Origin of the sequence: Spartinivicinus poritis, from assembly GCF_028858535.1 — a bacterium.
Taxonomy (GTDB): Bacteria; Pseudomonadota; Gammaproteobacteria; order Pseudomonadales; family Zooshikellaceae; genus Spartinivicinus; species Spartinivicinus poritis.
The window spans coordinates 326,895-339,070 of sequence record NZ_JAPMOU010000001.1; the positions used below are offsets into that span (position 1 = coordinate 326,895).

The window sequence follows — 12,176 nt, forward strand, 5'->3', positions numbered from 1 at the left end:
ACAGCAAGCAGATTTTTTATTTTTATACGCGGAAAGAAATACTACAAAAAGCTGGCTTAAGTAGCCAGCCTATAAAACACACCTCAATTTTGCTTGTTTTTTAATCAGATCAAGTTTGCGCATATTATTCATTTAACATGCGATTCAATTTTCTGTTACTTATTTTTTCCAGCTCCACTTTTGATAGTCGCTTTTGTATTTTTTCCATACCCCCGTCCAGTCGCCATAATAGCGTCCGAAATGTGTCAAATAAAAGTTAGGGTATGCTAAGTTATTGATTCGACCACCATCTAATTGCCAGCGTTGATTCAGCTGCTCTGCTTTACACTCTCCCAGCTCAGCGGTATTCACACCTTTTTTCCAATTTCGCATTATCAAACATTTATTTGGCGCATGCTTAGGATGAACCAGGCCTTTACTATCAATACTCCATAGCTGACTAGTAGCTCCAGTACAGTCTCCTGAACTGGCCCGGATTCCTGTTTTACCACTATCGGATAGAATACCTAAACAAGTCCCTTTTCCTGTTGATAGTTGCTTATACTTACCATCATCTGGATTGGGGTTTGGATCTGGCTTAGGTGGCTGAGGGTTACCATTACCTGCATGCTTAGCCATTTCCACCACAAATGCAGTAGCTAGCTTTGAGAACTTCAATGCATGGTTCGCATTGCCTCCCATTTGATCCAAAGTATCTCGCTCAGTATGGATACTTCTATTACTTTGATTAAACTTAGCCTCAAAGGGCATTGATGCAGGAAAGCCATTATTATGCCATGACGCATGATCTGAACAACCATAGCCACAGCGAGTATAGCCAACCTTTAATTGAGGCAAGTACTTTTTCGATAACTCCGCAATAAACTTATTTTGCCTGTCATTGGTGTAATCTGAAACTAAATTGAAATCATCTTGAGAGCCATTGTAGTTAGTCATATCTAACTGTAATACACCAACAACTTTAGCCCCTTGATTTTTATGTTGACGCGCTATTTCAGAAGAGCCTCTCAGCCCTACTTCCTCAGCAGCATACCCCATAAATTTAATGGTCTTTTTCGGTTTAAAGTTACTCTCTACTAAAACCCGAATCACTTCCGTAATTGTGGCAATACCCGAGGCATTATCATCTGCTCCTGGCGCTTTTAGACTAATATTCCGACCATTAATCGAATCCAAATGACCACCGATCACAACAATTTCATCGGGTGTTTCAGAGCCCTGCCAGGTCATCACCACTGAAGGTTGTTGCCAATCATTATGATCAACTGTTTTTACCGATACCCCAGTTTTATCACCTGCTAGCTTTTGCCAATAGTCTTTAATCCAATTAGCTGCTTCTACCCCAGTTTTGCTTTTATAATAACGATCATGGTAACGCGACAATTGCTGTATAGTTTCACGAATACTGCTTTCTTTGGTTTGACCAATCAGCTTCCTTACCATGTCATCTTCACTGATCTGATAGTTGATAGCAGCAATTGATGCTGGTGGGTTAAATGCATTAGCAACACCAGAGATAGCCGCCTCAGCAGTCTCATGCTGAATAAAACCACCACAACGTTTTTGCTTCATATGCAAATACAAGCTTAATGCAGTAACTTTTTTAGGGTGAATAGCAACAATATGTACTTTACCCTGACTAATATTTGCCAGCCGGTCAATTAAACCTTGCTCTGTTTCATAACCAGTAAATAAGCTTGGCATTCCTTCCTTTACTAACTGATATGCTTCATCATCTACTGTAATCCAAGCAGGTGGCTGCTCACCAGCAAACCCTAGACCACTTAAAGCACCGACTAATGCAATTGCGCTAATATTTTTTATCAGCATGGGGAGTAACCTCGTATTTTCACCGCTACCAAAAAACTAAAGCGATAACAGTGCTTCGCCTTTATGCTAAGAAATAAATTTTTGGGCAATCACCAAATAATTAAAAACAACTTCAAAACCACCTATTCAAGCGTTAAAATAATTTAATTAACACTCATCAATTAAGTAGTCATCACCCCAGTTAACAAAGACCGTAAAATAAAATACCCAGCTATTTCTTAACACCAGATCGCATTTTTCATTTTGACCGTTTAAGCACTCCTATTTGCTTTCAAGGCTGCGGGATAAGTCGAGGGAATATCCTATCCAATTCATACAATAACTGATGAATAAAGAAAACTTTTTAGTTATTTTATAATAATTAATATTCCTAAATTAAATGTGCTGACCAAGCTACATATTAACAGCTAATACAGTGGTTAATATTGAGACAATATTCATGACATCCAGCAAAATATAGCTAACTTATCGCCCTTCCCATGAAATCACCTCGCCGCGAAATAGAGAAGCGGCTTTCCCTCAATACAAATCTAAACGATCGTTATCTCAAAGCATATATCTCAACTCAAGTAGCACAGCTCTCGGTCGATATTTGTTATTATTAGCTGTAGACTTGTGCTCTTAGCTGCTAGCTTGCTCTAACTGTTTATCAGTCGAATATTTTACCTTGCTCAATTACGACAAATACCAAATAATTTGCATCTCAAAGCAACTACGTCATTGGAACTATGTCACACGAAATTGATTTTGCTCAGTCCGCTATTCGCACCATTGAAAGTGAGCGGGAGGCTATTGATAAACTGATTCCCCGCATAGATGGCGCTTTCACCCAAGCCTGCCAAATAATGTTGAACTGTAAAGGCCGTGTAGTTGTAGTAGGCATGGGCAAGTCTGGCCATATCGGCAACAAGATTGCTGCAACGCTTGCCAGCACAGGAACTCCCGCTTTTTTTGTTCACCCTGGTGAGGCCAGTCATGGTGATATGGGCATGATTACCGATAACGATGTGGTGTTAGCTTTATCTAACTCAGGCAATACTGCTGAGCTGGTGATGTTAATTCCCCTCTTAAAGCGGCTAGGCACCCCCTTGATCAGTATGACAGGCAATGAGAAGTCAGCATTAGCGCAAGCAGCTGATGTCAACCTAAACACCTATGTAGAAAAAGAAGCCTGCCCACTAGACCTAGCACCTACCTCAAGCACGACAGTTAGCCTAGTACTAGGTGACGCTTTGGCAATTGCTCTGCTAGAGGCTAGAGGGTTTACAGCTGAAGACTTTGCCTTTTCGCATCCTGGTGGCAGTCTGGGTCGGAAGCTGCTACTTAAAGTTGCAGATATTATGCATACTGGACAGCAACTCCCTATCGTTAGCTTATCAACGCCTTTAAAAGAAGCCTTAATTGTCATTTCCCAAAAAGGCCTAGGGATGACAGCAATTGCTGACTCAGAAAACCAATTATTAGGCGTTTTTACTGATGGTGATTTGCGCCGAGTTCTAGATCAAGAGCTCAACCTCCATACAACCCCAATCAACCAGGTGATGACAACTCAGTGTAAGACCGTAAGTGCCGACATATTAGCAGCAGAAGCCTTAAACATTATGGAAGATCATAAAATCACCAGTTTGGTCGTCATTAGTCAACACAGTCAAATTGAAGGCGTTATCCATTTACACGACATTATCAAAGCAGGCGTTGTATGAACCTTGACCCACAATTAATAGTCAAAGCACAAGCGATTAAACTTCTTGGGCTTGATGTAGATGGGGTAATGACTGATGGCCGGCTGTACTTTACGGCTGATGGTCAGGAATTTAAAACCTTTAACATTTTGGATGGCCATGGCATTAAGATGCTCCAGTCAACGGGCGTAAAAGTTGCTATTATAACAGGCCGAGAAACAACCGTTGTAGCAAAGCGTGCAAAAGACTTGGGTATTGAACTGTTATTACAAGGCAGAGAAGACAAACAAGTCGCTTTAAACGAAATTCGTCAACAGCTTAAGTTAGATTGGCAAGAGATAGCCTATGTAGGTGATGACCTGCCTGACTTACCAGCCATTCAGCAAGTAGGCTTGGGCCTAACTGTTCCCAATGGCTATTGGCTGGTTAAAAAGCATGCTGATGGCGTGACTCAAACACCAGGGGGAGCTGGCGCAGTAAGGGAGGTTTGTGACTTCATTATGAGCGCACAAAATACCTTACAACCAGCTCTAACTCCTTATATACAGGCAAGCGAATGAATCGAAGCAGTATTATCAGCTTAATTGTTATTTTAGTAATTGCTTACTGCGGCTATCTTATGCTTGGCACAACCTCAACACCAGTGCCCAGCTCAAGTGAGCCTCTAGCAAATAACCTTGAGCAGGCACCAGACTACTACTTGATAAACCCTCGTGTTACTCAGTTTACTTTAGAGGGGAATAAAGACTATTTGCTCGTTGCAGACAAAATCAGTCATTACCCACATAATGACGTATCTTTATTAGCAAAGCCTAATATTGATTTGTACAAGGCAACTAGTGACGACCAATGGAAAACCACTGCTAAACACGGGCGCTTATTACCTGGTGGCGATATCCTTGAGTTATCTGACCAGGTAAGAGTCAAAGAGCTTAAGTCCAATGGTGAACTTGGCACTTTACTCAAAACCGACTTTTTAACTCTTTATGCCGAGGAAGAAGTCGCCGATACTCAACATCCAGTTGTGATAACATCACCCAACGGCTCTATTACCCAAGGAGTTGGCATGCGCGCATTTTTAGCAAAAGATAGAATTCAACTGTTTTCTAATGTCAGGGGACACTATGAAGTTAATCAGTAATTTGATTGTAGGGATTATTGCTATCTCAGCTGCCGGGCTTAGTCTGTTAAGCTGGGCACTTCCCAATGACAAAGATAAGCCCATCAATATTAAAGCCAAAAGTGCTGATATTGATGATAAGTCTGGTGTATACATTTACACTGGCAACGTCATTATCACCCAAGGCACTATTCAAATAAGAGGTGATAAAGTCACTCTTTATTCAGACAGCAATGGGATTAACAAAATTGTTGCTGTAGGCCGCCCTGCACACTATCGTGAAAAACCAGCAGAAAACAAAGAGCTTATCAAAGCCTATGGTCGTACTATCAAGTACTACGCTACCAATGAAAAAGTAGAAGTAATCACTAACGCTAAGCTATTCCAAGAAGGCAATACCTTTACTGGCAGCCAAATAGACTACTTTGCGAAAACCCAGAAAGTGAATGCAAAAGGCGGTAAAACCAATGAAGGCCGCGTTGAAATGGTACTGCAACCCCGTAGCAAAAAGAAATAATAGTCGTATATGAGTATATTGAAAGCCGAGCACCTTGCCAAAAGTTATAAAGGCCGTGCTGTTGTAAAAGATGTTTCCTTGAAAATTAAAAGTGGTCAGGTAGTTGGTCTGCTAGGCCCCAATGGCGCAGGAAAAACCACTTGTTTCTATATGATTGTTGGTCTAGTCCAGTCAGATCATGGCAGTGTCTGGATTGACGAACAAGATATTACTCACTTCCCCATGCATGGACGAGCCCAGGCAGGCATTGGCTACTTACCACAGGAAGCCTCTGTTTTTCGTAAATTAACTGTCACTGAAAACATATTAGCTATTTTAGAAACCCGTAAAGAGCTAAATCGGAAGCAGCGCCAAGAAAAACTTAACTCACTACTTGAAGAGTTCAATATCACCCATATAAAAGACAATAAGGGTATGAGTTTATCTGGAGGAGAGCGTCGCCGGGTAGAAATTGCCAGAGCCTTAGCAACTGAGCCATCCTTCATCCTACTTGATGAGCCTTTTGCCGGGGTTGACCCAATTTCTGTAAAAGACATTAAAGATATTGTCTGGCACTTGAAAGACCGCGGTATAGGCGTACTGATTACTGACCACCATGTTCGAGAAACACTTGATATTTGCGAGAATGCATACATAGTTAGTGAGGGACATATTATTGCAGAGGGTAACGCCGAAGCGATAATGACCAACCAGCAAGTAAAAGAGGTTTACCTCGGACACGACTTTAAAATATAAGACAACTGGCAAGGATACTCATATAATTTTTAGTAGCTCAGCTAAAAAGCCAGTAAGAGCACAAGAAACAACAACAGTAATACTGTAAACAATTGAAATAAACACACAATTGACATTAATAATAGGTGCAATGGAAACATTCAGTGGCTTGTTCAGCAGCAACTCAGGTAACCGCCTTTGAATGCACTTCCATTGTTGTTGACTTTGCCAAATCAAAACAGGCACGATTGCACTATAAGGTAATTGTTTAGCAATGAAGCCATCCCTGGTTTTGAAAATTGGCCAGCAGCTGACGATGACGCCTCAGCTGCAACAAGCCATAAAACTACTCCAACTATCCACACTGGATTTACAGCAAGAAGTTCAGCAAGCGCTTGAATCCAATCCAATGCTTGAGCTGACCGATGAGTCTGACAACAACTCATCAACAAACAGTGATAGTAATGACAATGACCCTCAGCAGCTCAACAGTGCTGGCCTGAATGGATCAGATTCCTCCAAAAGTCAAGATAACAGCACATCTGAAAGCAGCAGCCATGATGGCACTGAGGAAACCAGCTGGTCAGAAGAAATTCCCAATGACCTCCCAGTTGATAGCGCCTGGGATGATATCTATCAAACCTCTTCAGCCCCTATTAGCTCAGCTTCAGGAGATGATGATGAGTATGACTTTAGTAATCGTAATGGCACAACAGAGTCCTTACACAGTCATTTAGAATGGCAGCTTAACTTAACCCCAATGTCAGATAATGATCGCTTGGTAGCAATTGCTATCATTGATGCGATCAATGATGATGGCTATCTCAGTTGCAGCACTGAAGAGATTTGGGAAGGCCTGGACCCAGAGTTGGAAATATCCCAAGAGGAAGTGGAAATAGTCTTAAGACGCCTCCAACACTTTGACCCTGTTGGTGTGGCAGCAAGAGGCTTACAGGAATGCTTACAAATTCAGCTGTCTCACTTACCTGAAGACACCCCTTTTCTTGATAACGCTAGATTGATTGTAGCCAAACACTTAGGTTTACTGGGTCATCATGACTACAACCAGCTTATGCGTCGTACTAAACTTAAAGAAGAAGAACTAGCCGAAAGCATCAAGTTGATTCAAGCCCTTAATCCAAAGCCTGGCGCTGACATCCAGCCATCTGAAACAGAATATGTAATTCCTGATGTATTTGTCAGAAAGCATAATGATCGCTGGTTGGTAGAGCTTAATGCGGAGGCCACGCCTAAACTACGTATAAATAATAATTACGCATCATTGGTTAAGCGAGCTGATAGCAGCTCAGACAACACTTATCTGAAAAACCATTTGCAAGAAGCCCGTTGGTTTTTAAAAAGCTTACAAAGTCGTAATGAAACACTAATGAAAGTAGCAACTCGCATAGTTGAACATCAGCGTGGTTTTTTAGAGTATGGCGAAGAGGCAATGAAGCCATTAGTCCTGCACGATATCGCCGAAGCAGTGGGTATGCACGAATCTACTATATCTCGAGTAACTACCCAAAAATACATGCATACGCCAAGAGGCATCTTTGAGCTGAAGTATTTCTTCTCAAGCCATGTCAGCACCTCATCAGGCGGAGAATGCTCATCTACGGCTATCCGAGCTATCATTAAAAAGTTAGTATCAGTAGAGAACCCTAAAAAACCATTAAGTGACAGCAAAATTGCCAGCTTACTGGAAGAACAAGGTATCAAGGTGGCAAGACGAACGATTGCCAAATATCGTGAATCCCTATCCATCCCACCGTCTAACGAACGAAAGCGGTTGGTATGAAGTGGATGCATGTGTAGAGGTATCAAACAGATTAGCGCTCAACCATGCGTTATATTGACTAGCAACAAGCAATACCAAATCTGCTGGCATTACACTCAGTAATGAAGCAGTTGACAATCAGCCTTACAATTAAGTGAAGCTGGTTAACAACCATTAAGTCCTATTAGGAGGTCGTTGCATGCAAGTTAACATCAGTGGTCATCATGTAGAAGTGACTGATGCGTTGCGCCAATATGTCATCAAAAAGCTCGATCGCATTGAAAACCATTACGATAGCATTACTAACGTGCAAATCACCCTAAGTGTCGAAAAACTGCGCCAAAAAGCAGAAGCGAATTTGCATGTAAGAGGTGCTGATATTGCCGCCACAGCAGAATCTGAAGATATGTATGCAGCAATTGACTTACTTAGTGATAAACTAGGCCGGCAACTCAGCAAGCATAAAGAGAAAACCCTGGATCGACTCCAGGGAGCCAGTATTCGTTAAAGTAGTTTACTTATTTAAAAAGCATGAAAATCGAACAATTCCTTCTCCCGCAATGCACCCTTACCGGGGTGCAAGGGGGGAGTAAAAAACGTGTTTTACAGCTTATTGCCAACCTATTAGCCGAGTATTCCAGTGATATTGATGCTAACGAGCTGTTTGATAACTTAATCAACCGTGAGCGATTAGGGAGCACAGGCTTTGGGAATGGGATTGCCATTCCCCATTGTCGCCTTGAAAGCTGCCACAAGCCATTTGCCTGCCTGCTAAAACTGGAAGAAGGCATCGACTTTGACGCAATAGACGGACACCCTGTGGATGTTATTTTTGCCCTGGTCGTTCCTGCCGAAGCCACTAATGAGCACCTCGCCATCCTACAAGAGCTAGCCACTCGATTTGAAAACTCAAGCTACCGCAATAACTTGCGCCAAGCAGACACTAATCCAGACTTATTTGATGTAGCAATCCAAAGCGTTCCTACTGCATAAATTTACCATCGCTTGTCTCTATTCATTTGCAGTGAGCGTTCTTATGATATTCGCTTGAAGCACTCTTCTGGCGACTATTATTTAATTAACTGCCGTATATCATTTAAACTCTGTTATAGTAAGAATTTACAAAACACTCTGCGTATTTATGAAGTTAATAATAATTAGTGGCCGCTCAGGCTCAGGCAAAAGTACAGGCTTACATGTACTTGAAGACCAAGGCTATTATTGCATTGATAATATGCCTGCTGGCTTACTCCCTGCCTTTGTTGAAGAAATGGAAAAAGAGCCTCTCTATGATAAGGCTGCTATTAGTATTGACGCTCGAAATATCTCTCAGGATTTAAGGCGCTTCCCATCTATCATGAATGCGCTTAGAGAACAAAAAATCGAAGCCGAAATTATTTACCTTGATGCAGAGCATGCCACTTTACTCAAGCGCTTCAGTGAAACCCGACGCAAACACCCATTATCCAGCCAGCAATGCTCATTAGATGAGGCGATCAAAAAAGAAAAAGAAGTGCTAGAGCCCATTGCTCGACTGGCTGACTTGACCATTGATACCAGCCAGCTTTCACTTCATGAACTAAGGGACACCATAAGCAAGCGCGTTGCTCGCAAGCAACATAGCAGCATGGCACTACTATTTCAGTCATTTGGCTTTAAAAAAGGAATCCCCATTGATGCAGACTATGTGTTTGATGTACGCTGTTTGCCAAACCCCTACTGGGTCACCCATTTACGGCAATATTCAGGGCTAGACGAGCCTGTAAAAGAGTTTTTAGGCTCCCAACAACAAGTGTTGGATATGTTTGATGACATTAAACGCTTCGTAGAACGTTGGCTGCCGTGCTTTGAAGCAAATAATAGAAGTTATATTACTATTGCTCTTGGGTGTACGGGTGGTCACCATCGTTCAGTCTATATCAGTGAGAAACTCGCTACTTACTTTTGTGAAAAGTGGCCAAATGTTCAAGTACGTCATCGAGAATTGCCTTAAGCTCCATGATTCAAGAAAAAGTCACAATCATCAATAAGCTAGGCTTACATGCCCGAGCTGCAGCAAAGTTTGTGTCTACTGCTGCCGCTTTTGGCAGCTCCATCAAACTCGGCAAAGATGGAAAAATGGTAGACGGCAAAAGCATTATGTCAGTGATGATGTTAGCAGCCAGTAAAGGGACAATTTTAGATATTGAAATTGATGGTGAAGATGAAAAAAGAGCATTTGAGGCCATTACTCAATTGATCAATAACTATTTTGATGAAGGCGAATAACTTTTTCACTACCAGCACCAGACTTCTGGAATCACCTATAAAACTGGCTACAATCCACAATACCAGTAGCCAGGCTCTTCAGGTAAACTAGCCCGCCAATCAGTAACTAACGTAACTAGTACTACATCCTATAAATAAGAGTGAAGGAAGCCTGCCATAAACTGCTAACTACCACTTATTTATAGGATGCGGCACTAAAGCCAGCTGCACTCAGCAATAGGATTACCTGATGTCCACACAACAACTCGGAAAATCAGAGGATCAACTACAAGAACTAAGCCTAGCGCTGGATCAAGGGATCTCTTCGCCTGTCAAACGAATGCTGAATAGCCTTCCTGCAGCAGATACCGCGCATTTAATTGAGTCTTCACCTCCTAAGGTCAGAGGCTTGCTATGGCAACTACTTGAGAAAGAGCAAGAAGCCGAGGTACTGCAGGAGCTCAGTGATGACGTCCGCCAATACTTCCTGGATCAAATGAATGCAGCTGAAGTGGCAGAAATTACCACAGGCTTTGATCCCGATGACTTGGCCGACCTGTTACAGCAATTACCAGACGCAATCACCCAACAAGTGTTGTCTTCTATGGATGCTCAGGATCGGGCTCGTGTCGAGCATATCCTGTCTTATCCAGAGGATACTGCTGGTGGTTTAATGAACACGGATACGATCACCATCCGCCCCAGCAATACGCTTGATGTGGTATTACGTTACCTGCGCCGCCATGATGAGCTGCCAGCAATGACGGATAGTTTATTAGTAGTTAACCGTCAGGATGCGTTTATTGGTGTATTACCAATTAATAAGCTGCTGACCACCAACCCATCAATCACTGTTCGTGAAGTGATGAATACAGATATTGAGCCCATCAATGCCATGACACCTGCCAGCCAAGTTGCTCAACTGTTTGAGCGGCAAGACCTGGTATCGGCTCCCGTTATTGATGATGGTGGCAAACTACTGGGGCGGATCACCATCGATGATGTTGTAGATGTTATTCGTGAGGAAGCAGATCACTCACTCATGAGCATGGCTGGCTTAGAAGATGATGAAGATACCTTCGCGCCCGCCATGAAAACAGCTAAGCGCCGGGCAGTCTGGCTGGGTATTAACCTTATTACAGCGTTTGTTGCTTCTGCCTTTATTGGTATGTTTCAAGAGACTATTGATAAGGTGGTTGCATTAGCGGTATTAATGCCAATCGTAGCCAGCATGGGTGGCATCGCTGGCAGCCAAACCTTAACCTTGGTGATTCGTGCAATGGCCTTGGGCCAAATCGGTAAATCTAACACGTTTTGGCTACTTAACCGCGAATGTATAGTTGGGCTGGTGAATGGTTTGATTTGGGCACTGGTTGTATCGGGGGTTGCCTACGTTTGGTTCGATGATGGGATTATTTCAACAGTTATTGCTGCAGCAATGATTATTAATCTAGTAGTTGCTGTTATATCAGGAGCCGCACTGCCCATTATTTTAAAAACCTTGAAAATTGACCCTGCACTGGCAGGTAGCGTAATTTTAACCACTGTTACAGATGTTGTAGGCTATATCTCATTTTTAGGTCTAGCTACTTTATTTTTGACTTAACACGTTTTTGACTTAGTTACAGGCAGTTGACGATTTTTCATGACTCAAACACTTTCATCTATAGGCTCCGCTCCCCTTTGGCGACGGCTAGCCGCTATGATATACGACAGTTTACTGTTAGTTGCTATCGCTATTGTTATATCAGGCCTTCATCTATGGCTAAGTATTACCTTGGTGGGAGAAGCTAAAGCCACTGCAGTGGGATTTAAGTGGGACTTAAGCGCTATTTTACTTATAGGCTTTTTTGGTTTTTATGCTTATTTCTGGCGAAGAAGTGGTCAAACACCAGGAATGATTGCCTGGCGAATTATGGTCGTCAACTACGAAGGAAGAACCATCAGTCTCAAGCAATGCCTGATTCGTTTTATCGCAGGCATCCCCAGCTGTATATTAGGTGGCATCGGTATTTTGTGGGTTTTATTTGACCCAAAAGACCAAGCGATTTACGACTATGCGGCGAAAACAGAAGTCGTATTACTGGAGAAAAATAAGAAATAATTATTAAACCTGTCTTTTTTAACTAGGCTGCTGCAAGAAGCAGGTGAGTTAGTTAGCTTCCCCCTTTGAAAAAGGGGGATTGAGGGGGATTTTTACAAGTAAATAAAGCGGAGATAGCTCACAAACTACGATCACTTTAAATCCCCCCTAGCCCCCCTTTATCAAAGGGGGGAACAGCTTTT

At 42.3% G+C, this 12,176-nt stretch carries 14 protein-coding genes; 12 read left to right on the plus strand and 2 right to left on the minus strand.

Going from position 1 to position 12,176, the window contains the following annotated elements:
• Positions 1–159: 159 nt before the first annotated feature.
• A complete protein-coding gene (locus tag ORQ98_RS01430; protein ID WP_274686988.1) occupies positions 160–1,830 on the minus strand; it encodes a M20/M25/M40 family metallo-hydrolase in 1,671 nt (556 codons plus the stop codon).
• 728 nt (positions 1,831–2,558) lie between these two features.
• Here ORQ98_RS01430 and ORQ98_RS01435 point away from each other — a divergent pair.
• Genes ORQ98_RS01435 through lptB form a run of 5 tightly spaced genes read left to right on the plus strand, consistent with a single transcriptional unit; the run spans position 2,559 to position 5,884 of the window.
• Positions 2,559–3,533 (plus strand): KpsF/GutQ family sugar-phosphate isomerase, encoded by a 975-nt coding sequence (locus ORQ98_RS01435; protein ID WP_274686989.1) that lies wholly within the window; start codon positions 2,559–2,561, stop codon positions 3,531–3,533.
• Positions 3,530–4,072: a KdsC family phosphatase gene (locus ORQ98_RS01440; protein WP_274686990.1), complete on the plus strand. Its 543-nt coding sequence runs from the start codon at positions 3,530–3,532 to the stop codon at positions 4,070–4,072. The genes ORQ98_RS01435 and ORQ98_RS01440 overlap by 4 nt, the downstream gene beginning before the upstream one ends.
• Positions 4,069–4,653 (plus strand): LPS export ABC transporter periplasmic protein LptC, encoded by a 585-nt coding sequence (lptC, locus tag ORQ98_RS01445; protein ID WP_274686991.1) that lies wholly within the window; start codon positions 4,069–4,071, stop codon positions 4,651–4,653. Before ORQ98_RS01440 ends, lptC begins: the two co-directional genes overlap by 4 nt.
• Entirely contained in the window at positions 4,637–5,149 is a 513-nt protein-coding gene (gene lptA / locus ORQ98_RS01450; protein ID WP_274686992.1) for a lipopolysaccharide transport periplasmic protein LptA, read from the plus strand. Before lptC ends, lptA begins: the two co-directional genes overlap by 17 nt.
• A gap of 9 nt (positions 5,150–5,158) precedes the next feature.
• On the plus strand, positions 5,159–5,884 hold the full coding sequence (gene lptB, locus ORQ98_RS01455; RefSeq protein WP_274686993.1) for an LPS export ABC transporter ATP-binding protein: 726 nt from the start codon (positions 5,159–5,161) through the stop codon (positions 5,882–5,884).
• A gap of 18 nt (positions 5,885–5,902) precedes the next feature.
• Here lptB and ORQ98_RS01460 read toward each other — a convergent pair whose 3' ends face one another.
• Positions 5,903–6,109: a hypothetical protein gene (locus ORQ98_RS01460; RefSeq protein WP_274686994.1), complete on the minus strand. Its 207-nt coding sequence runs from the start codon at positions 6,107–6,109 to the stop codon at positions 5,903–5,905.
• Between the two features lie 28 nt (positions 6,110–6,137).
• Here ORQ98_RS01460 and ORQ98_RS01465 point away from each other — a divergent pair, with 28 nt between their 5' ends.
• The 7 genes from ORQ98_RS01465 to ORQ98_RS01495 all read left to right on the plus strand — a co-directional run bounded on the left by ORQ98_RS01465 (position 6,138) and on the right by ORQ98_RS01495 (position 11,994).
• Entirely contained in the window at positions 6,138–7,664 is a 1,527-nt protein-coding gene (locus ORQ98_RS01465) for an RNA polymerase factor sigma-54 (RefSeq protein WP_274686995.1), read from the plus strand.
• Between the two features lie 178 nt (positions 7,665–7,842).
• Positions 7,843–8,151: a ribosome hibernation-promoting factor, HPF/YfiA family gene (gene hpf, locus ORQ98_RS01470; protein ID WP_274686996.1), complete on the plus strand. Its 309-nt coding sequence runs from the start codon at positions 7,843–7,845 to the stop codon at positions 8,149–8,151.
• 23 nt (positions 8,152–8,174) lie between these two features.
• Positions 8,175–8,636, plus strand: coding sequence for a PTS IIA-like nitrogen regulatory protein PtsN (gene ptsN, locus ORQ98_RS01475; protein ID WP_274686997.1), 462 nt, complete (start codon positions 8,175–8,177; stop codon positions 8,634–8,636).
• A gap of 148 nt (positions 8,637–8,784) precedes the next feature.
• Positions 8,785–9,636: an RNase adapter RapZ gene (rapZ, locus tag ORQ98_RS01480; RefSeq protein ID WP_274686998.1), complete on the plus strand. Its 852-nt coding sequence runs from the start codon at positions 8,785–8,787 to the stop codon at positions 9,634–9,636.
• A gap of 5 nt (positions 9,637–9,641) precedes the next feature.
• The gene (locus tag ORQ98_RS01485) at positions 9,642–9,911 is read left to right on the plus strand and encodes an HPr family phosphocarrier protein (protein WP_274686999.1); all 270 of its coding nucleotides are present in this window, start codon (positions 9,642–9,644) and stop codon (positions 9,909–9,911) included.
• A 229-nt stretch (positions 9,912–10,140) separates the two neighbouring features.
• The gene (mgtE, locus tag ORQ98_RS01490) at positions 10,141–11,496 is read left to right on the plus strand and encodes a magnesium transporter (protein WP_274687000.1); all 1,356 of its coding nucleotides are present in this window, start codon (positions 10,141–10,143) and stop codon (positions 11,494–11,496) included.
• A 39-nt stretch (positions 11,497–11,535) separates the two neighbouring features.
• The gene (locus tag ORQ98_RS01495) at positions 11,536–11,994 is read left to right on the plus strand and encodes an RDD family protein (RefSeq protein WP_274687001.1); all 459 of its coding nucleotides are present in this window, start codon (positions 11,536–11,538) and stop codon (positions 11,992–11,994) included.
• Positions 11,995–12,176 lie beyond the last annotated feature (182 nt).